The following is a 20996-nucleotide window of genomic DNA, read 5'->3' on the forward strand; positions in this document are numbered from 1 at the left end:
ATCAATTGTCGCGGCGGGCGAGGATATTGATCAGCGTGCCGACCGCCGGCCGGCGATCGAGCGCCGGCGGGAGCGGCGAGCCGGCGAAGTTGGCGCCGAGCATCGTGAGAGCATGTTGCCGCAGCAGGTTCTGCATCGCAGCCGGCGTGGTGTCGAACTTGGAAAAGGCGAGGTAGCGGAACAGTGGCCGCGAAGACACGCGCGAGGAGGCGGCGTACGCGAGCTTGTAGCCCTGGCGCAGCAGCGATCCGCGGTTGGGGATCGAGACCACGAGCAGTCCGCCGGACCTCAGCACGCGATGGATCTGGACGAGGCACTGCGCCACGTCGGGGACATATTCCAGCACGCTCGCGCAGAGCACGCCGTCGAAGGATCGATCCGCAAACGGCAGGTTTGCGATCGTCGGGATTTGCTGGAATTTGAGCTGTCCGGCCAGCGGGCCATCGGAGCGGCCGCGTGCCGCCACAATCATCTCCGACGACGCGTCGACGCCGGTGACGTCGCAGCCGCGCGCGGCGAGCAGGCGGGACAGTGTTCCGGTGCCGCAACCTGCATCCAGCCAGCGTTGGCCATTGAGGTCCGCGTTCCCGAGTAGATCGAACATCGCGGCCGTGCGCGCCTTGAAGGTGCGGCTCTGGTGCAGCGTCTCCCACTCCGACGAGATCTCATCGTGAAAGCGGATTTCGGGTCGGTCGCGGGTCTGGGCCATGCTGGCCATGGTGATCCCTACCAGTGGAAGCCGCTCACTCTGGCGCGCACCTCGTCGGGCAATCCGATATCAGACAGTTCGAGCACCACTTGGTCGGGCCGGGTTGCCTTCAGCGCCGCGACGAAGCGTGGATCGGCCGTCGTCAGCACGATGATGTCGGCCCATTCGATCGTCGCCGTCACATCGTCATGCAGCAAGCCGACCAGCTCTGGATTGCGCATCATGAAGTCGCGGTTGGCGCCGATCAGTTGCGACAACTGCACGTTGGGGTCGTAGATCCGGATGTCGCGCTGCTCGCCACGTAAGCTCTTGACCAGCTCGACGAAGGGACTGTCGCGGACATCGTCGGTGCCAGCCTTGAAGCTGATGCCGAGGAACGCGATGCGGCGGCCCTCATGCGACAGGATCCAGTCGGCGCCGCGCGACATGATCATGTCGTTGCTCGGCAGGATGCTTTCGAGCACCGGCGTCGACAGTCCATGGCTGTGTGCGAGGTGTTTCAGCGCCTTGACGTCCTTGGGCAGACAGGAGCCGCCGAAGGCGAAACCCGGCCGCAGATAGGCCGGCGAGATGTTGAGCCGCGTGTCCCGCAGGAAGATGTTCATCACGTCGCGGCCGTCGATGCCCAGCGTCTTCGCGATGGCGCCGATCTCGTTGGCGAAGCTGACCTTCAGCGCGTGCCAGCTGTTGTCGACATATTTCACCAGCTCGGCGGTCTCGACCGGCGGCGTGATCTTGGCGCCCGGTAGATCCTTATAGAGCGCCATGACGCGGTCGGCGGTCTCCTGGTTGAAGGCGCCGACCACGGTCTTGGACGGCGCGTTGAAGTCGGCAATGGCGCTGCCTTCGCGCAGGAACTCCGGATTGAAGGCGAGGTCGAAATCGCGTCCTATCTTGTTGCCGGAGGCTTCCTCGATCAGCGGTCCGACGGTGTCGCGGGTGGTGCCGGGCAGCACGGTGGAGCGGATCGTCACGGTATGCGGCGCGTTCTTTGCCCGCAGCCCGCGGCCGATCTCGATGGCGACTTGCCGGATCGCGGTCAGGTCGAGGTTGCCATTGCCGGACGACGGCGTGCCGACGCAGACCATCGATATGTCGCTGTTGACGATCGCCTCGGTGGCGTCGGTGGTTGCAGTCAACTGACCCGTCGCAACCGCATGCGCCACCTTGTCCGAGATGCCCGGCTCGATGACCGGCGATCGGCCCCTGCGGATCAGGTCGACCTTGTCGACGCTCTTGTCGACGCCGATGATCTGGTGGCCGAGCTCGGTGAAGCAGGCGGCGCAGACCGTTCCGACATAGCCGAGGCCGAAAATGCTGACGTTCATGCTTCGACCTTCGACCATCCAGCGACCTGCGCGTGGCCGCGTCGCGTTTCGCGTGAGTGAGGCGGCAGCGCGTTCAACGCGATGCCCGCCCGGCGGCTGCATTGGCGCTGACGCTCGACGGCTGCGAGGTTGACCGCTCCGCGGTGGCGTTCGCGCGTGGGGCGCGGCTCTGCCAGGGGAGCTTCCTGGCGAACAACGCCTCATAGGCGGCGAGCAGCTTCGGCTCCTCGTGCGTCCAAGACAATTCGCGCTCGACGCGGCTGCGGCCGAAGGCCCCCATCGTCTGCCGCAGCGACGGATCATCGATCAGCGCGACGATCTTGCCGGCGAAATCCTGCGGATCGTTCTTCGCCGCATAGAGCGAGGCTTCGAGCGCCGAGCGGCGGCCTTCGCGAACCTCGAATTGAACGATCGGGCGTCCGAGCGCCATGTACTCCATGATCTTGTTCATGGTGGAGATGTCGTTCATCGGCGTGACGCGATCCGGATTGACGCAGACGTCTGCGGTCGAGAGCATCGTGAACAGCGCCTCGTCGGCGATAGCACCGGTGAAATTCACGTAGTCGGAAAGCTGCATCTCCTCGCAGAGCTTGACCACCGCATTCCACTGCGGCCCGGTGCCGGCGATGTTGAACTGGACGTCGGTGCGGCCGAGATCGTGCACGATGTGGCCGATCGACTGCAGCAGGAGATCGATGCCTTCCGACTGGCCGATCACGCCGACATAGCCGACACTGTAGCGCCGGCCGCGGCGCCAGGCCGGATCGGCGGGGCGGGAGCGCACCCGGTCGAGATTGGGGCCGGAGCGCACCACGAAGACCCGGTTGGCCGGCATCCTGCCGCGGGCAATCGCGATCTCGCGATAGGATTCGTTGGTCGCGATCGAGATGCTTGCGGTCTTGAAGGTGAGATATTCGACCAGCCGCAGCAGATGCCAGAAAAAGTCCCTGCGGCCGAATTTTGCTTCATAGAGCTCGGGATTGACGTCGTGATGATCGAACACGAAGCGTTTGCCGCCGAGCTTGAACAGCAAGCCGATCAGGAAGATCAGGTCGGGCGGATTGCAGCCATGGATCACATCGAAGCCGTGCTTCCACGCCACCTTGATCGCAAGCCACGTCTCCCAGAACAGCGCGACCGGATATTCGATGAGGTAGGCGGCGATCCCGCGCGCTTCCAGCGGCATCGGATGACGGTAAATGTGAATGCCGTCGAGGCACTCGTAAGCTTCGTCATGACCGCGGCCCTTCGGGCAGATCACTGAGACTTCATAGCCCGCCTTGCGCAGTGAGGTGGCCTCGCACCACACCCTGCGATCGAAAGGAACCGGAAGGTTCTCGACGATGATCAGGATCCGCCGCGGTGATGGTTCAGCTCTCGACATCTGCGATGATCTATACCATTGACCTAACAACATCACAATCCGATTAACATCGGCATTAACATGAGCGACTTCCATTATGCAATCCCGACGCGGATGTGACGGCGGCGAGACACCGACATGGCAGGCAAAGTGAGGGATTGGGTACAAACGGCGTTGATTGCACTGATTTTGAGTGCGCTGGCGCCGCTGGCTCACAAATGGCCGCTGCAGTGGGCCGGTGCGGCGGCAAACGATGCGCTCAATGTGAGCCGTGTGAACGTGGTGATCCCGCCGACGTTTTTCGGCATGACGATCAATGCGATCGGGCAGTCGCAGCCATGGCCCGAGCTCAAGTTTGACGGCGTTCGGCTGTGGGGCGCGATCTACTGGGCGCAGGTCAACCCGGCGCCCGGCATCTACAATTGGGCGCGCTTTGACGCCATCCTTGCGGCGGCGGAGCGCGAGCACGTCGATATCGTCCTCAATCTCGCCTTCACGCCGCGCTGGGCCGCGTCCGTGAAGGATGCGCCGCCGGCATTCACGCCGGGCGCCAGCTCGCCGCCTGCCGATCTCGCATCATGGGACGAATGGGTGCGCGCGGCCGTGACGCGTGCCGCCGGCCGCATCAAATACTGGGAAATCTGGAACGAGCCCGAGGATCCCAAATATTACTCGGGCGATATCGCGACGATGGTCCAGATGCAGAAACGGGCCTACGAGATCATCAAGGCCAGCGATCCAACGTTGACCGTGCTGACGCCGCCGTCCAACGGCACGCCGGACGGCTATCGCTGGCAACAGGCCTTCATGGCGCAAGGCGGCGGACAATATGCCGATGTCTTCGCCTTCCACGGCTATACGAATGAACCCGAAGCGGCGATCGGGGTCATCGCCCGCTTCAAGCAGATTCTCGCCGCGCACGATCTCTCCACACGGCCGATCTGGGACACCGAGGCCGGCTGGCCGTCGCATGAGGACAACCCGGATGGCTGTCTGGCGCGCGCCTATATCCTGAGATGGATCAGCGGTGTCGACCGGTTCTATTGGTACGAGTTCGCCGGCGGGGGCAGCGACTTCGGCAAATTATGGGACCGGGCGCGCGGGCTGCTTCCGAGCGGAATCGCCTATCGCACGGTCCAGTCTTGGTTGGTCGGCGCCAGCGTCGTGGCCGCGGCCAGGACGTCGCCGTCGATCTGGCGCGTCGATCTCCGCATGAAGGATGGCCGCAGCGGTTTGGTCCTCTGGACCACCAATGGGCGGTCCATTTATCGGGTCGACCCGCGTTTTAGCCGTTACCAGGGTCTCGACGGCGGCGAAGGAGTTGTTGCCAACGGTGAGGTCGAGATCTCGCCCAAACCGGTCCTATTGCTGGAATGATAACGATGTTAAACCCCCGAGCCATGGGATAACGATCACGATGTTCTTATCTTCATTGCGGGCGGCGGGCGCGATACAACGGGCACTGTTAACTTGAGGCGATTGACCGACTGTGAAGCAGATCGCGCAGAACTATAAGAGCGGCGAGCTCAGGCTGATCGATGTGCCGGCGCCGCGCTGCCGCCCCGGCGGCGTGCTGGTGCGCACGGCATTCTCGGCGGTGTCGACCGGCACCGAGATGATGAAGTTCACCGAAGGCCGGCTGTCACTGCTCGGCAAGGCGCGTGCGCGCCCCGACCAGGTTGCCAAGGTGGTGCGCTCGGTCCGCCAGCAGGGATTGCTTGCGACCTATCAGAAGGTGATGAATCGGCTCGATTCCTACACGCCGCTCGGTTACTCGCTGTCCGGCACCGTCGTGGAGGTGGGCGAGGGCGTCGGCGGCTTCTCGGTCGGACAGCGGGTCTGCTGCGGCGGCAATCAATATGCAACCCATGCTGAATACAATTGGGTGCCGGTGAACCTCTGCGTGCCGCTGCCGGACGGTGCCGCGCTCGATCAGGCGGCGTTCACGACGATCGCCTCGATCGCGCTGCAGGCGATGCGCCAGTCGGAAATCGGTTTCGGCGAGACCGCCTGCGTGATCGGCCTTGGCCTGATCGGGCAGATCATGGTGCGCCTGTTGCGCAGCGCCGGTGTCGTGGTCGTCGGGCTCGACAGGCTGGAGCCGCGCTGCCGTCAGGCCGAAGCGGCGGGTGCCGCGCTCTGTGCGGTCGCATCGGATGAGGCCGCGGCCGAATTTCGCGCGCGGATCGATCAGCTGACCGCAGGCAACGGTGTCGATTGCGTGTTCATCACGGCGGGCAGCGACGATCCCGATCTTGCCTCGCGTGCGGCCGCGTTGCTGCGCGACCGCGGCCGCATTGTCGATATCGGCAAATGCACGCTGAACCTGCCGTGGAACGAATTTTACGACAAGGAGCTCGACGTTCGCTTCTCGCGCTCCTACGGCCCCGGCCGCTACGATCCGCTCTACGAGGAGGGCGGCATCGACTATCCGATCGGCCATGTACGCTGGACCGAGAAACGCAACATGGAGGCGATCGTCGCGCTGCTCGCCGACGGGCGGCTCGACTTTTCTTCGCTGATCTCCGAAGTGGTGCCGTTGAAGCAGGCGACGTCGGCCTTCGAGCGCATGAGCCGGGGCGAGGTTGGTCTCGGCATGGTGTTCGCCTATCCGGACGCCGCCTCCCGCACGATGCAGATGGTCTATCGTCCGGCCGTTGCGCTGCGCAGCGGCCGGGTCCGGCTCGGCGTCATCGGCGCGGGCAATTATGCCTCCAGCATGTTGTTGCCGCCGCTTGCAAGTGACGCGCGCGTCGATCTTGTTGAGGTCGCAACCAACACCGGCCTGAGCGGCGCCACCGCGGTGCGCAAGTTCGGCTTCGCGCGCGCCTCGACCGATGCGGCCTCGGTGCTCGAGGCCGACGACATCGATGCCGTGCTGATCGCGACGCGCCATGCCTCCCACGCCGACCTCGCGGCGCAAGCGCTGCGGGCCGGCAAGGCGGTGTTTGTCGAGAAGCCGCTCGCGATCGGTGCAGACGCGCTCGATCAATTGGAGCAGGTGATCCGCGAGACCGGCAACAACAGGCTGATGGTGGGCTTCAACCGCCGCTTCTCGCCGCTGCTGCAGGGCATGCACGCGGCGTTCGCGCCGGCAGGGCCGCAGACCCTGCAATATCGCGTCATCGCCGGCCCGCTGGAGAAATCATCCTGGTATCTGCAGGCTGAGAGCGAGGGCAGCCGGTTCGTCGGCGAGGGCGGGCATTTCATCGACGTGTTGTCCTGGTGGCTCGGCGCCGAGCCGGTGCGCGTCTCCGCGAATACTGCCGGCAAGGATGTCGACAATCTCGTCGCGACGTTCGACTTTGCCGACGGTTCGGTCGCGAGCCTCAGCTATCTCACCGGCGGCGATCCGCGTGTGCCGAAGGAGGCGCTCGAAATATCGGCAAGCACCGGCTTTGCCGCCTTCGACAATTTCGCGGGCTTCGAGGTCTGGCACGCCGGGCAGCGGACCGCGAAGAAGGCGCGGCTCGACAAGGGGCAGCGGCCGATGCTGGATGCCTTCATCGCCGCGGTCGCATCGGGGACCGCGATGCCGATCGGGCTCGAATCGCTGCTTGCGACCACGCGCGCAACGCTCGCGGTGCAGCAGAGCGCGGCAGCCGGGATGCCGGTCGATCTGACGATCGGCGCAGCAGAGCAGGGCGTCGCACGCGCCGCGACCGGCTTGAGATGAATCCGGCCTGGTATCTGCGCAGGCTGCAGCGCATGGAGCCGTCCGAGCTTGCCGGACGGGTGAACGACCAGCTGTTGCGCCTGCTCTGGCGCATCACGCCGCCCGATATCGCACGACACGCCAGCGCGAGGCTAGCCCCGGGCCCGCGGCGGCCGCGGCTGAAGCCGCTGCCTTTGCCGGCGCACGCTCCACAGCAGGCTACCGAGCGGCTGATGCATGCTGCCGACCGGATTCTCGCCGGACATTGGCAGGTTTTTGCCAGAGATCATGATGCTTTGGGCGAACGGCCGGACTGGTTCGTTGATATCAGAAGCGGCAAGCGGGCGCCAGCGGACATGTACGCGTTTGCAATGCCCTATCGCGACGAAGCCGCGGTCGGGAATATCAAATACATCTGGGAGCCGTCGCGTCACCACCATCTCACGGTGCTCGCGTCGGCGTATTACCTGACCTCGGACGAACGCTACGCCGAGCGCGTCGCCGCGCATCTCACAAGCTGGTGGCGCGAAAATCCGTTTCCGCGCGGCCCGCACTGGATCAGCGGCATCGAGCTCGGCATGCGGTTGATCTCGTGGGCCTGGGTGCGCCAGCTGCTACAGAACTGGCCCGGCGCGCCTGCGTTGTTCGAGGACAACGACCAGTTCCTGACGCAACTCTACGCGCATCAATACTGGTTGTCGCAGTTCCCGAGCCGGGGCTCCTCCGCCAACAACCACATCATCGCGGAGGCTGCCGGGCAGTTCGTGGCGGCCTGTGTGTTTCCGTTCTTTCGCGACAGCGCGCAGTGGCGCCAGAATGCCGCCAGGATGCTGGCAGACGAAGCTGTTGCGCAAACCTTCGCCTGCGGCAGCAACCGTGAACTCGCGACCGATTACCACGGCTTTGTCCTGGAGCTGCTGCTGGCCGCGGCGGTGCAGGGCGAAGCGTCCGGGCACCAGCTGGGCGACGTGGTCTGGGCCACGATGTGCCGCATGAGTGACGTCATCGCCGCGATGCTCGACGATCGCGCGCATCCTCCGCGTCAGGGTGATGGCGACGAGGGCATTGGCCTGTTGCTCGACGATCCGGCCTGCAATCGCTGGCCCGGTTTGCTCGCCACCGGCGCGCGCCTATTCGGCGATCTGCCGTGGTGGCCCAAACTGCCGGAGCCCGATCTGCGCACGGTTTTTCTGACCGACGGCATCAAGGCGCGTGCGATCGCCGCGCGCCCCGCCCGCCGCCCGCATTTGCTTGATGAGGCGGGACAGACTTTTCTCGTCGATGCCGGCCGAGCGGTGTGGTGCCGCTGCGATCACGGCCCGCATGGCTTCGGCCGCATTGCGGGACATGCGCATGCGGATGCGCTGTCGCTCGAATGCAGGATCGGCGGGGTCGATATCCTCGCCGACCCCGGCACCTATTGCTATCACGGCGATCCGCGATGGCGTGCCTATTTCCGTTCCACGCTGGCGCACAACACGCTCTGCCTGTTCGGGCGCGACCAGTCGGTGTCGGGCGGCCCGTTTCTCTGGACGCGGCATGCGCAGAGCCGGTTGATCGCATCGAGCGGCCTGGACGACCGTGATGCGGACGCAAGCTGGGTCGCGGAGCATTCGGGATATCAGGACACGGCAGATCGTCTCGTGCATCGCCGTTCGGTGCAATTGCAGCGTCTGGCGGCGCGGCTCGTCGTCACCGATATTGTGCTTGCCGGTGAAGGGCTTGCGGTGCCGGCGGGCCTCAGCTGGCATCTCGGTCCCGACGTCGAATGCAAGCTCGAAGGGGGGACGGCGCAGCTGTCATGGCCCGGCGGACGCGGCGAACTCGATCTGCCGGCGGCGCTCAGCTGGACACAGTATCGCGGTGACGAAACCGTGCCGGCCGGCTGGTATTCGCCGTCGTTCGATCTCAAGGTGCCGGCGACGACGCTGATCGGCTCCGGAACCCTCGCCGCCGGTCAAAGCCTGGTGACGGAGCTGCGCTGGTTTTCCGACCCTGCACGCCGATCATGAAGATCCTGGTCGCTCACAACAGGTATCAGGGACGCGGCGGCGAAGACGTCGTGTTCGAAGCGGAAGTCGACCTGTTGCGCGGCGCTGGACACAATGTCGAGACGCTCACGGTCAGCAACGAGGCGATCAATTCGCTTGCCGCGCGGATCGCGACGACGCTGTCGATCGCAGACAATGCGGAGGGAAAGCGGGCTATGGCGGAAGCGATCGACCGCTTCCGTCCCGACATCGTGCACGTCCATAATTTTTTCCCGCTGCTCTCGCCCGCCGTGTTCGATGTCTGCCGGCAACAGCGCGTGCCTGCGGTGGTGACGCTGCACAATTATCGCACCATCTGCACCGGCGGCATGCTGCTGCGCGACGGTCGCATCTGCCACAAATGCCTGGACCGCGGACATCTGTGGGGCGTCGTGCACCGCTGCTACCGCGGATCGCTGCCGGGCTCGCTGGCCTCGGCCTACATGATCGCGCGGCACAAGCGCCGCGGCACCTGGGTGCGTCCCGGTGTGCGCCTGATCGCGCTGACGCAGTTTGCCCGAACGTTGTTCACGCAGGCAGGCTTCGATGCAGGCCGGGTCGACGTGAAGCCGAACTTCATGGCCGATCCGGGTGCGCCCGATCCGGCCATACCGCGCACAGGGCTGCTCTATGTCGGCCGGCTGAGCCGCGAGAAGGGCGTTGGCGTATTACTCGACGCCGTCGCGGGGACCGGCGTACCCTTGCGGATCGTCGGTGAAGGACCGGAGCGCGCTGCGCTTGAGGCTCGGGCGCCCGCCAATGTCAGGTTCCTCGGCGCGCTCTCGCGCGCAGACGTGCTTCGGGAAATGGCGAGTGCCCGGGCCTTGGTCGTGCCGTCACTATGGTACGAGGGATTTCCGATGGTCGTGGTCGAGGCTTTCGCACAGGGGACGCCCGTCATTGCATCCGAGATCGGCGGACTTGCCGAGGTGGTGAGCGCCGGCAAGACCGGCGCATCGGTGCCGCCGGGCGATGCCGCCGCGCTCAGACAGCGGATCGCTGAGCTTCTGGACGCTCCCAATCTCGCGACCGCATGGGGGCAGGCCGCACGGGCCGCCTATCTCGAGCGCTACGCGCCGGACGAGAATCTGCGGCTGCTCGAGGCCATCTACGCGCGCGCAGCCGCTGGATGATTGCCTCAGACGGTTGCTTCGGGCTCCGTCTTGCCGTTTCCGTGCTCCTGCCCCTAACGGATTACGGCGAATCTGATGTTAATTTGTTATATCGGCCGCTTGATCCGGCTCCGCTCCGGCTTCAGCCGGGCGGCCGAATTGCCCGATTCTGTGATCGATTCTCCGGTTTTCGCCCGCTTGACGCTCGGAGCCGGCAACCAGAACCCGGCATAACACCGCTCGCGTGCCGGCCGGTTGTGAAGTTTGACGCTTTTCTGAAAAAGCTCTTACGCGGCGCAGAAATATTTTTTCAGATCAGAAAATCGCGTCGAAGCGCGCGCAAAGGCTGCGAAATTCCGCGCTTTGGCGCCATCGGGGCACCGGATGAAACCCCGTATAATCACTACCCTTTTTTGCGCCGCGGCTAACATTTGTGAGCGGCCTGCGTTGAATGTTAGCTCGAGTCGAAAACGGTGCTAAGTCTCACAAAAGCCTCATGGAACCGGACGTTAATGGTGCGTTGCTGATTGACACTCCGGCATTGCGGTCTTAACAATGGACTTAACAAGTTCGTAACGTATGTCCACATTTGAGCTGCGTCGCAACAAACCAGTTGTGATTCAACGGCTTAGGTGCGGGCGAGCGGCTTGAATCCTCGCATCCCAAAGCAGGGGCTACATCGATGGCGACTTACAATCTCGACCAGACTGACCTCAAACACGCGATCCACGGCACAATCGACCATGCAACCCAGCAACAGATTCTTGACTATCTGATCAACGCTGGGATCGGGTACACCAGCCCGGACAATGGCACGGCGATCCCGGTGCAGGTGGGCGCTGGCATCACCAACCCGGATCCGAACGCCAATGTTCTGATCGAAACCAACCCGAATAACACTGTTACCACCGACGCCAACCTGAAGGCGATCATCGAAGACACCAACAAGGACGTGACGCTGACGGTGAACGGCAGCACCCCGGTGCTGGTCGCGACCGGCAACGGCAACGATCAGGTCTTCCTTAACAACACCGGTGACACCACGGTTCTCGCCGGCAACGGTAACGACACGATCTTCGGTGGTGCCGGTCACGACTCGCTCTCCGGCGGCAACGGCAACGATGTCCTCATCGACAACGTCTCCGGCCACAGCACTCTCGATGGCGGCAAGGGCAACGATCTGCTGTTCGGCACCGGTGCCGACACGCTGATCGGCGGTTCCGGCAGCGACACGCTGTACGGCGGCAGCTCGTCGACTCTCGAGGGCGGTACCGGCAACGACGTGCTGGTGTCTGGCAGCACTGCCGATAATTCCAGCACGCTGGAAGGCGGCAAGGGCAACGATGTGCTGTACGGCGGTGCAGGCTCCGATCGCCTGTTTGGCGGCGACGGCAACGACACGCTTTACGGCGGTTCGGGCGACCAGGTTCTCTACGGCGGCAAGGGCAACGACGTCCTGGTCGGCGGCGCGGGCAATAACCAGCTCTACGGTGGTGCAGGCAACGACGCGCTCTACTCGAACTCGGATGCGTCGCACGCCTCGATCCTGGACGGCGGCGCCGGCAACGATTCGCTCTATGGCGGTGCCGGCAACGACACGCTGTATGGCGGCTCCGGCCACGACACGTTGATCGCCGGCTCGGGCAACCAGACGCTGATCGGCGGCAATGATGGCTCGTCGTTCGTCGGCTCCGCCACCGGCACGGCCTCGATGGTCGGCGGCAATGGTCAGGACTACTTCTACCTGTCCAACCTCCACAGCAGCGACACCATTGACGGTGGTGCCGGCAGCAAGGACTCGCTGACTTTCCTGGATCACGCCTCGACCGATGTGACTGGTATCACCGCGGGCAAGGATGGTTCTCTGGACGTCAACTTCAGCAACGGCCAGGTGACCCAGATCAGCAACATCGAATACCTGATCTTCAACGATGGTCACTCGACCAAGCTGTAAGATGCTAGGTTTTCTGCACTGAGCTAAGGCGCCGCCTCAACCCGGGTTGAGGCGGCGCTTTTTTCAGGGGCTACATCGATGGCGACTTCCAATCTGGACCAGACGGGCCTCAAGGCAGCGATCCACTCCACGATCGATCACGCAACTCAGCGACAGATTCTTGACTATCTGATCAACGCGGGCATCGGCTACACCAGCCCGGATGACGGCGCGACGATCCCGGTGCAGGAGGGGGCTGGCATCAGCAACCCGGATCCGGCCGCCAACGTTCTCATCGAAACCAGCGCCAACAACACTGTTCGCACTGACGCCAGCCTGAAGGCGATCATCGAGGCCACCAGCAGCGATGTGACGCTGAAGGTGAGCGGCAGCACCCCGGTGCTGGTCGCGACCGGCGACGGCAGCGATCAGATCATCCTCAACACCACCGGCGATACCACGGTTCTCGCCGGCAACGGCAACGACACGATCTTCGGTGGTGCCGGTCACGACTCGATCTACGGCGGGGCCGGCGACGACACGCTTTATGGCGGCAACTGGTCGGCGCTGTACGGCGGCAGCGGCAACGACGTGCTGCTTTCCGGCAGCCAGGTGGGCACGTCCAACACGCTTTACGGCGGCACCGGCAATGATCGGCTGTTCGGCGGTTTGGGCAATGATCGCCTGTTCGGTGGTACCGGTGACGACTGGTTGAGCGCGGGTTTGGGCAACGAGAGTCTCTACGGCGGCACGGGCAATGACACCCTGGTCGCCGGTGTGAACAGCTGTCAGCTCTACGGCGGCGCCGGCAACGACGTGCTCTACGCGGACCTGTTTGCGGAGCAGGGCTCGTTGCTGTCGGGCGGTGCCGGCAACGACACGCTGTATGGCGGTGCCAGTGCCGCGGCCGACACGCTGGATGGCGGCTCCGGCGACGACGTGCTGATCGGCGGCATCAGGACTGCTGCGGAGTATGGTGGCAGCGGTAACGACGTTCTCTATTCAGGCTCCGGTGCGACGTTCGGGACGCTGCTCGATGGCGGTGCGGGCAACGACACGCTGGTTGCCGGTGCGGGGTATAATCCTAAAGATATCGGTTCCGACACGCTGGACGGCGGAGCCGGCAACGACCTGCTGATCGGCGCTGCCGGGACCGTTGCGGAGTATGGCGGCAGCGGCAACGATGCGATCTATTCGCACTCGGATGCGTCGCATGGCACGATCCTCGACGGCGGTGCCGGCAACGACTCGCTGTATGGCGGTGCGGGAGCCGACACGCTGAAGGGCGGCAGCGGCAATGACCTGCTGGTCGGCGGCACCGGCACCGTCGCCGAGTATGGCGGCAGCGGCAACGACATCCTCTACTCGGGCAGCGATGCGGCGCACGCGACCTCGCTCTATGGCGGTGACGGTGACGACTCGCTCTACGGCGGTGCCGGCAACGATACACTGCGCGGCGGCTCCGGCCACGATACGCTGGTCGCCGGCTCGGGCACACAGACGCTGATCGGCGGCAACGATGGTTCGTCGTTCGTCGGCTCCGCGACCGGTACGGCCTCGATGGTCGGCGGCGCCGGCCAAGACTATTTCTACCTGTCCAATCCCCACAGCAACGACACCGTCGACGGCGGTGGCGGCAGCAAGGACTCCTTGACCTTCCTGGATCACGCCTCGACCGATGTGACCGACATCAGCGCTGGAAAGGGCGGTTCTCTGGACATCAACTTCAGCAATGGCCAGGTGACCCAGATCAGCAACATCGAATACCTGATCTTCAACGATGGTCACTCGACCAGGCTGTAGGATCCCAGATCTTCACATAGCAAGGGTGCTGCCTCGACCTCGGTTGGGCGGGCGCTTTTCTTTCTATGCGAACACGTAACCGGAACTTGTCGGTCGATCGGTGTCGGATACGACGATCTTCGTCTCAGGTTCCGCGCCAGGTGGGAACGGACGTTAAAAAGTTAGTTCGTCACATTCGGACCACGTAGCTTTTGTAAAGGCGTGTAGCTCGCTTGACCGAACCGTGCTGTGGCCGATGGTTTCCCGCGGCGCCGGCAAACGTCGGTCAAGACGAGCGATCGCTGCAGAAATCAGCCGCTTAATGTGCGAACCGCGGAGCTCTCGAATTGGCCAAGAAGAAAATGCTGAACGCCGGCGCTGGATCGACGGTTGCCAAGCGCATCCAGCCGCTCCTGACGTCGCATGAGTGGGAAGAGGTTCGCCTCGATGTCGACGGCAGCGTGAATCCGGATATCGTCGGCTCGATCACCGATCTCGCCAAACTGTGCCGGCCGGCTTCGTTCGACGCGATCTGGTGCTCCCATCTGATGGAGCATCTCTATGCCCATGAGATCCACCCCACATTCGTCCAGTTCCGCGAGGTTCTCAAGCCGGACGGATTCGCGCTGATCATGTCGCCCGACCTGGAGGCGGTGGCTCAGCACCTGCTGACCCAGGGTCTCGGCGCGGTCGCCTATGTCTCGCCGGCCGGTCCGATACGGCCACTTGATATGATCTACGGGCACTCCGGCGCGATCGAGCAGGGACGCCACCATATGGCGCACAAGACCGGCTTTTCGTGCGACCGGATGGGAAACCTGCTGCTCAGCGCCGGGTTTCCGACGGTCTCCGTTCGCAGCGGGAATTTCGAGGTCTGCGCGCTGGCGCTGATGCCGGAGGCCGAGGAGAGACGGATCCGGCCACAGCTCGAGGCCTGCGGATTCGACTTCCGGGAGACGGTGACCGCAGCCCCGTGATTGTCTATGTTAAATAATGTTATAAGGTTCCGTGGTTAAATCGTCCGCAGCAATCAGCCGGAACCGGCTACTTTGCTTGTCCGACACATATCTTTTCGGAACGATGCGCTGAAAATGCTGCGTTAGCGAACTAACAGTGATAAGTTATATATCGCTAGGGACCGGATCTTGCGCAGTCGAAACCTCGAGGCTTCCATGACCAAACACCTCTCGCTCGTCGGCGCACCTTCGGTGGAGGCGCTGCCGCCCTCGGGTCTCGCCTGTCTCGTCATCGTGGCAAGACAGCATGGTTTGCATCTGACCCCGTCCCAGCTCATCCATGACAATCTCCTCGGCGATCAGGAAGTCACGCTCGCCGAGCTTTTGAAGTGCGCGAATTCCTCGGGCATGACGGCAAAGGCCGTCTCGCTGGACTGGAAGGGCCTGAGCCACCTCAAGCGGGCGCTGCCGGTCATCGTTCGTCTGCGCGATGGCAGCCATATGGTGTTGCTGCGCCTTGAAGGCGAGGAAAACAGCTCGCGGGTGGTCTTGCAGGATCCGAACGCGAGTGAGGATGCGCTGCTCGTCATCGATCAACCGCGCTTTGAGGACATCTGGTCGGGCGACGTCGTCATGGCCAAGCGCGATTACGAGATCTCCGATGAGACCCAGCCGTTCAGCTTCGGTTTTGTCACGGCCTTGCTGTTCCGCGAACGGCGGATCCTGCGCGACGTCGCGATTGCGGCGCTGATCCTGGGCTTCATGGGCCTCGGACCGATCATGTTCTGGCGGCTGCTCTCGGACAAGGTCATTTTCTACAAGGCCTACAACACGTTCTACGTGCTGTGCATCGCGATGCTCGTGCTCATCATGTTCGAGGCGGCGTTCACGTTCCTGCGGCAGTATCTGGTGCAGCGTCTGACAGCACGCCTTGACGTCAAGCTGTCGACCTACGTGTTCGAGAAGGTGCTCAATCTGCCGATCGACTACTTCGAGCAGAACGCTGTCGGCCTGATTTCGCGGGACATCCGCGAGGTGTTTCGAATTCGCGGCTTCCTCACCGGGCAGTTGTTCGGAACCATTCTCGATTCGACGACGTTGTTCTTCTTCCTGCCCGTCATGTTCTTCTTCAGCCCGATCATGACGCTGATGGTTCTCGGCTTTGCCGGGGTGATCGTCACCTGGCTCGTCCTGATGCTGCCGGCCTACCGGAAGAAATCCTCGGCAACCTTGGCGGCCGAAGGCGCACAGGGCGCGTTTCTGATCCAGAGCCTGAACGGCATGCGGACCATCAAATCGCTGGCGCTCGACACGCGGCAGCGGCACATGTGGGATGTGCTTGTGGCGCGCGTCGCCAAGGCGCGTCTTGCCGAAGGCCTGACTGGAACCGCCATCCAGACGGTGGTGCGTCCGTTGGAACGGTTGGCGGTGAGTGCGCCCTATGCGTTCGGTGTCTACATGGCCGTGTCGAGCGGCGATCCGGTCTACGTCGGCGCGCTGTTTGCCTTTCTGATGCTGTCGCAACGTGTTGCCGGCCCGCTGATGCAGATGGCCCAGCTCATCAACCAGTATGACGAGGCGCGCACCGCCGTCGCGATCGTCGGCAGGCTGGTGAATCAGCCGCCTGAGGAGGGCCGTTCCGGCCACGGCGTGCGGGTTCCGCTCAAGGGGCTGGTCGAATTCTCCGGCGTCACCTTCAAGTACAAGGGGGCGGTGTCGCCGGCGCTGAACAACATCTCGTTCGAGATTCCGCTCGGCACGACGCTGGGCGTGATGGGCAAGAGCGGCTCGGGCAAGACCACGATCACGCGGCTGTTGCAGCGCCTGCACTCCGACTACGGCGGTTTGATCAAGGTCGACGGCATCGATGTCCGTGAATACGATGTCGACCATCTCCGGCGCAACGTGGGCGTCGTGCTGCAGGAGAACTTCCTGTTCAGCGGCACGATCCGCGAGAACATTTCAGCCGCCAAGCCCGATGCAACCTTCGACGACATCGTCAGGGCGGCGCGTTTGGCGGGCGCCGAGGAGTTCATCGACAAGCTACCGCGCGGCTACGAGACCTATATCTACGAGGGATCCACCAATCTTTCCGGCGGGCAGCGTCAGCGCCTCGCGATCGCGCGCGCGCTGATCGTCAATCCCCCGATCCTGATCCTGGACGAAGCGACCAGCGCGCTCGATGCGGAGAGCGAGACGATCGTGAACGCGAATATTTCGCGGATCGCCCAGGGGCGCACGCTGATCATCATCTCGCACCGGCTGTCGTCGCTCACCAAGGCCGATGCGATCCTCGTGCTCAATCGCGGCGTGGTCAACGACATCGGCCGCCACGAGGAGCTTTTGGAGCGAAACGACATCTATAGCTCGCTCTGGTACCAGCAGAATACGCATCTCGTGCCGGCGGGCCGCAACGAGAAGAACTTCAGGAGTCCGACCCTTGTCTCCTAATCAGGCTTCGCTCGCGACCGTTCGCCAGTTCCAGTCCGAAACCGATGCCATCCGCGAGGCGGCCGAGCCGTTGCTGGCCCGCGCGACGCTGTTCGCGCTGGCCGGCTTCATGGTATGCGTCGTGGCGATCATGTGCTTCACGCGCATCGATCGGGTCATCACGAGCGTGGGCGGCCGGATCGTCCCCGTCGACCAGATCAACGTGCTGCAGGCGCTGGACGCGTCGATCATCAAGACGATCGATGTTCGGGAAGGTGAGCAGGTCGAGACGGGGCAGCTGCTCGCGACCCTCGACTCGACCTTCACCGCGGCCGATGTGACGCAGTACAAGCTGCAGATCGCGAGCCTCGACGCACAGGTTGCCCGCGACGAGGCCGAATTGTCTGGCAAGCCGCTGACATTCGGTCAGTCCAACGATCCGGAAGTCACCCGGTACAACGCCTTGCAGAAGGCGCTCTACGACCAGCGCGTCGCCCAGTACAGCGCGCAGGTGAACAGCTACGACTCCAAGATCAGTCAGACCGAAGCGACGATCCAGAAGTCGAAAAAGGACGACGAGCGCTACAGCCAACGTGCCGAGATCGCCGGCAAGATCGAGGACATGCGCTCGACGCTTGCGGAAAGCGGCAGTGGGTCCAAGCTGAACTTGTATCTGTCTCAGGATAATCGCCTGGAGTTGTTGCGCCAGATCGACAACACGCACAACACCTTGCTGGAGGCGCAACACCAGCTGGAATCGTTGAAGGCCGATCGCAAGGCCTTCGCCGAGCAATGGAACGCGCAGCTGAGCCAGGATCTGGTCACGACGCGCAACAGCCTGGATACGGCCCGCTCGAACTATGACAAGGCCATCAAGCATCAGGACCTGGTGCGGTGGACGGCCGCCGAGCCGTCGGTCGTCCTGACCCTCGCCAAGCTCTCGGTTGGATCGGTGCTGAAGCCGGGCGATCCCTTCATTACGCTGATGCCGCTCAAGACCCGGCTCGAGGCCGAGATCCAGATCCTGTCGCGCGATGTCGGCTTCGTCCGGCCGAACGACCCCTGCACGATGAAGGTCGAAGCCTTCAACGCGGCGGAGCACGGTACGGCGCAGGGCAAGATTCGCTGGATCAGCGAAGGCGCCTTCACCACCGATGAAGACGGAAAGCCGGTCGATGCCTACTACAAGGCGCGATGCTCGGTCGACGAGACCAACTTCAAGGATGTTCCGAAGAATTTCCGCCTCATCCCCGGCATGACGCTGCAGGGCGATGTCAATGTCGGCACCCGTTCGGTGGCGATGTATCTGCTCGGCGGCATGCTGCGTAACGCTAAAGAAGCAATGCGTGAGCCATGACGGTATCGGCGCGATCCCTTCTCGACCTGCTCCGGCCCGGTTCGTCCCGTTCAGACTCAACGCAGTTTGAACGGGGCCTGGAGGCGTACGAGAACCGGCAATATCTCGAGGCGCTACGTCTGTGGCGGCGTGCGTCGCGCGCGGGCACTCCTGAGGCGGATTACCGGATCGGGCTGCTCTATGCGAGGAACGAGGGCGTTATCGGCAACATTCCGGACGCGGTCGCGTGGTATGAACGCGCCGCCCTGCATGGACATGTCGAGGCGCAATTTCAGCTCGGCTTGATCCACTTCCACGGCTTTCAGGCCGCGCTCGGACCGAACAGGCCCGAGATGTGGCGGCAATCCACTGCGGCGAGGCTGGGTGACAAGGCGACCAACCTCCACGATCTGGTGTTCCCGAACGGGATCGGCGTGCCGAGGGATCTCGACGCCGCCTTCCTCTGGATGTCGGTGGCGGCGGAGGCCGGCAAGGCGGACGCGCAAGCGCTCCTGGGCGACATGTACGCCAACGGGCAAGGCTGCGCCAAGGATCACGCCGTTGCCCTGCGCTGGTACGAGGCTGCGGCCGAGCAGAAGGCGGCGGCCGGCGAATTCGCGCTCGGCGACGTGTATTATCAAGGGCGCGGCGTTGCCGTCGATTTTGCGCAGGCCGCGATCTGGTATCACAAGGCCGCAGAGCAGGGGCATGTCCGCGCGCAGGTGGCACTCGCTTTCATGTGCCTCAAGGGCACCGGGCTTCCCGAGAATGTCGAGGAAGCCGCGCGGCTGTTCCAGAGTGCCGCTGCCCATGACGATACCATCGCGCTCTACAACATCGCGCTATTGCGGCTGAGCGGCAAAGGTGTGGCCAAGGATCTCGACAAGGCCGAGACCGCGTTGCGCAAGGCGGCACGGAAGGATTACCTGCCGGCGATCCAGGCGCTGGCCGAGTTCTATGCGCTCGGCACTAGCGCCGAGCCGGATCTGCGCGAGGCGGCGTATTGGTACGAGAAGGCGGCCGAGCGCGGCGACGTGCAGGCGCAGTTCTTTACCGGGCGCTTCTACGCCACCGGCACCGGCGTTCCGCCCAGCGTCCGCCAGGCCGCGAAATGGTTCGAACGCGCGGCCGAGAGCGGCCATGCCACGGCGGCCCACAACATCGCGGTGTTCTATCTCAACGGCACCGGCGTGACGCGCGATGTCGCGACTGCGATCAAGTGGTTCGAGCGTGCGTCCGAGGGCGGCATCAGCGCCGCAGGCGTACAGCTCGGCCGGCTCTATTCGGCGGGCAACGGCGTGCCGCGCGACCAGGTGCGCGCTGCCGAATGGCTCAGCAAGGCGGCGAAGGGCGGCGACGCCGATGCAAAGACAGCCTATGCCGTATTTCTCATCCAGCAGGAGCCGTCCGAAGCGGGCCTTGCGCAAGCACGCACGCTGCTCACCGATGCCGCCGAGGTGGGTCATTCCGCCGCGGCATTCCAGCTGGGCGGGCTTCATATGGGAAGGTCCGGTGGCGCCGTCGATCTTCCGGCTGCGGCGCAATGGTTCAAGCGCGCGGCGAGTGCCGGCCACGTCGAGGCCCAGCACACATTGGCGTTGCTGTATTCCGATCCCAAGAGCGCCCTCAAGGATCCGCAGGCGGCCGCCGGCTGGATCGTGAAGGCTGCCGAAGGCGGCAGCGCCGCAGCGCAGTTCAAGCTCGCGGTGATGTATTGCACCGGGCAGGGCATCGAGCAGGATCTTGCCCAGGGCGTGAAATGGTACGAGGCGGCGGCGCGCCAGGGCCACACGACAGCGCAATACAACCTTGCCGTGATGCTTGGGCGAGGTCAGGGCCGCGACGCCGATCCGGCGAAGGCGGCCGAGTGGTTCGCGGCAGCTGCGGAGCAGGGCATGGCCGAAGCGCAGCTCGCCATTGGTGACGCACTGCGTACCGGCAACGGCGTCGCGCAGGACCGCGATCAGGCGCTGCGCTGGTATCGACAGGCGGCGCAGCAGAACAACGAAGGTGCGCTGCGTCGTCTCGAGGCGATGGGCGAGAGTGTCGGCTGAGATTGTTGGAGGCGGATATCACGTCGCGCGCAAGCCATGGCAGAGACGGTGAACGGCTTTGTTTTTGGGCGCGAAGGCACGGAAGCGTGCACGTCTGCGTGACAATCTAGGCAGAACTAACAATGGCCTTCATATCGACGATAGAGAGATTGCGTTAATGTGGGTTCGCGGAATAAATGCTCATTGCACCTCTGGTTGTGTGAAGATGATCGATAAGAACCGAGAGGTCACGATCTGGAGCGTGTCAGGCAATGTGATCCCGGGATCGAATGTGCGCGTGACCGGGAAAGAAACTGGAGCCGGCGTTA

At 63.8% G+C, this 20996-nt stretch carries 13 protein-coding genes; 10 read left to right on the forward strand and 3 right to left on the reverse strand.

The genetic code is table 11. The features are described 5' to 3' along the window. Position 1: 1 nt before the first annotated feature. The 3 genes from Q0030_RS13600 to Q0030_RS13610 all read right to left on the reverse strand — a co-directional run bounded on the left by Q0030_RS13600 (position 2) and on the right by Q0030_RS13610 (position 3421). Positions 2-718, reverse strand: coding sequence for a class I SAM-dependent methyltransferase (locus tag Q0030_RS13600; protein ID WP_298367518.1), 717 nt, complete (start codon positions 716-718; stop codon positions 2-4). An 8-nt stretch (positions 719-726) separates the two neighbouring features. Beyond that, entirely contained in the window at positions 727-2037 is a 1311-nt protein-coding gene (locus Q0030_RS13605) for a nucleotide sugar dehydrogenase (RefSeq protein ID WP_298367522.1), read from the reverse strand. A gap of 73 nt (positions 2038-2110) precedes the next feature. After that, a complete protein-coding gene (locus Q0030_RS13610; protein WP_298367524.1) occupies positions 2111-3421 on the reverse strand; it encodes a glycosyltransferase family 4 protein in 1311 nt (436 codons plus the stop codon). Between the two features lie 117 nt (positions 3422-3538). Here Q0030_RS13610 and Q0030_RS13615 point away from each other — a divergent pair, with 117 nt between their 5' ends. The 10 genes from Q0030_RS13615 to Q0030_RS13660 all read left to right on the forward strand — a co-directional run bounded on the left by Q0030_RS13615 (position 3539) and on the right by Q0030_RS13660 (position 20688). Next, entirely contained in the window at positions 3539-4777 is a 1239-nt protein-coding gene (locus Q0030_RS13615; RefSeq protein ID WP_298367534.1) for a glycosyl hydrolase, read from the forward strand. 112 nt (positions 4778-4889) lie between these two features. Beyond that, positions 4890-7076, forward strand: a complete 2187-nt coding sequence (locus tag Q0030_RS13620) for a bi-domain-containing oxidoreductase (protein ID WP_298367535.1) — start codon at positions 4890-4892, stop codon at positions 7074-7076. Continuing rightward, complete coding sequence (locus Q0030_RS13625) at positions 7073-9067, forward strand: alginate lyase family protein (RefSeq protein ID WP_298367536.1); 1995 nt, start codon at positions 7073-7075, stop codon at positions 9065-9067. Before Q0030_RS13620 ends, Q0030_RS13625 begins: the two co-directional genes overlap by 4 nt. Beyond that, complete coding sequence (locus Q0030_RS13630) at positions 9064-10218, forward strand: glycosyltransferase (protein ID WP_298367537.1); 1155 nt, start codon at positions 9064-9066, stop codon at positions 10216-10218. The genes Q0030_RS13625 and Q0030_RS13630 overlap by 4 nt, the downstream gene beginning before the upstream one ends. A gap of 661 nt (positions 10219-10879) precedes the next feature. Further along, positions 10880-12151, forward strand: a complete 1272-nt coding sequence (locus Q0030_RS13635; protein ID WP_298367539.1) for a calcium-binding protein — start codon at positions 10880-10882, stop codon at positions 12149-12151. Positions 12152-12229: 78 nt separating this feature from the next. Beyond that, positions 12230-13933, forward strand: a complete 1704-nt coding sequence (locus Q0030_RS13640; RefSeq protein WP_298367547.1) for a calcium-binding protein — start codon at positions 12230-12232, stop codon at positions 13931-13933. A gap of 341 nt (positions 13934-14274) precedes the next feature. Next, positions 14275-14889, forward strand: a complete 615-nt coding sequence (locus Q0030_RS13645) for a methyltransferase domain-containing protein (protein ID WP_298368032.1) — start codon at positions 14275-14277, stop codon at positions 14887-14889. A gap of 195 nt (positions 14890-15084) precedes the next feature. Next, positions 15085-17319, forward strand: a complete 2235-nt coding sequence (locus tag Q0030_RS13650) for a peptidase domain-containing ABC transporter (RefSeq protein WP_298367549.1) — start codon at positions 15085-15087, stop codon at positions 17317-17319. After that, the gene (locus tag Q0030_RS13655; RefSeq protein ID WP_298367552.1) at positions 17309-18655 is read left to right on the forward strand and encodes an HlyD family type I secretion periplasmic adaptor subunit; all 1347 of its coding nucleotides are present in this window, start codon (positions 17309-17311) and stop codon (positions 18653-18655) included. The genes Q0030_RS13650 and Q0030_RS13655 overlap by 11 nt, the downstream gene beginning before the upstream one ends. Then, positions 18652-20688, forward strand: coding sequence for an SEL1-like repeat protein (locus Q0030_RS13660; protein ID WP_298367554.1), 2037 nt, complete (start codon positions 18652-18654; stop codon positions 20686-20688). The genes Q0030_RS13655 and Q0030_RS13660 overlap by 4 nt, the downstream gene beginning before the upstream one ends. The last annotated feature ends 308 nt before the right edge of the window (positions 20689-20996 follow it).

This window comes from uncultured Bradyrhizobium sp., assembly GCF_947648125.1.
Classification (GTDB): Bacteria; Pseudomonadota; Alphaproteobacteria; order Rhizobiales; family Xanthobacteraceae; genus Bradyrhizobium.

Bases quoted from the DNA above. Each gene is read 5' to 3' on its own strand.
- Q0030_RS13600 (WP_298367518.1), bottom strand. From the start codon at position 718: ATGGCCAGCATGGCCCAGACCCGCGACCGACCCGAAATCCGCTTTCAC.
- Q0030_RS13605 (WP_298367522.1), bottom strand. From the start codon at position 2,037: ATGAACGTCAGCATTTTCGGCCTCGGCTATGTCGGAACGGTCTGCGCC.
- Q0030_RS13610 (WP_298367524.1), bottom strand. From the start codon at position 3,421: ATGTCGAGAGCTGAACCATCACCGCGGCGGATCCTGATCATCGTCGAG.
- Q0030_RS13615 (WP_298367534.1), top strand. From the start codon at position 3,539: ATGGCAGGCAAAGTGAGGGATTGGGTACAAACGGCGTTGATTGCACTG.
- Q0030_RS13625 (WP_298367536.1), top strand. From the start codon at position 7,073: ATGAATCCGGCCTGGTATCTGCGCAGGCTGCAGCGCATGGAGCCGTCC.
- Q0030_RS13630 (WP_298367537.1), top strand. From the start codon at position 9,064: ATGAAGATCCTGGTCGCTCACAACAGGTATCAGGGACGCGGCGGCGAA.
- Q0030_RS13635 (WP_298367539.1), top strand. From the start codon at position 10,880: ATGGCGACTTACAATCTCGACCAGACTGACCTCAAACACGCGATCCAC.
- Q0030_RS13640 (WP_298367547.1), top strand. From the start codon at position 12,230: ATGGCGACTTCCAATCTGGACCAGACGGGCCTCAAGGCAGCGATCCAC.
- Q0030_RS13645 (WP_298368032.1), top strand. From the start codon at position 14,275: ATGCTGAACGCCGGCGCTGGATCGACGGTTGCCAAGCGCATCCAGCCG.
- Q0030_RS13650 (WP_298367549.1), top strand. From the start codon at position 15,085: ATGACCAAACACCTCTCGCTCGTCGGCGCACCTTCGGTGGAGGCGCTG.
- Q0030_RS13660 (WP_298367554.1), top strand. From the start codon at position 18,652: ATGACGGTATCGGCGCGATCCCTTCTCGACCTGCTCCGGCCCGGTTCG.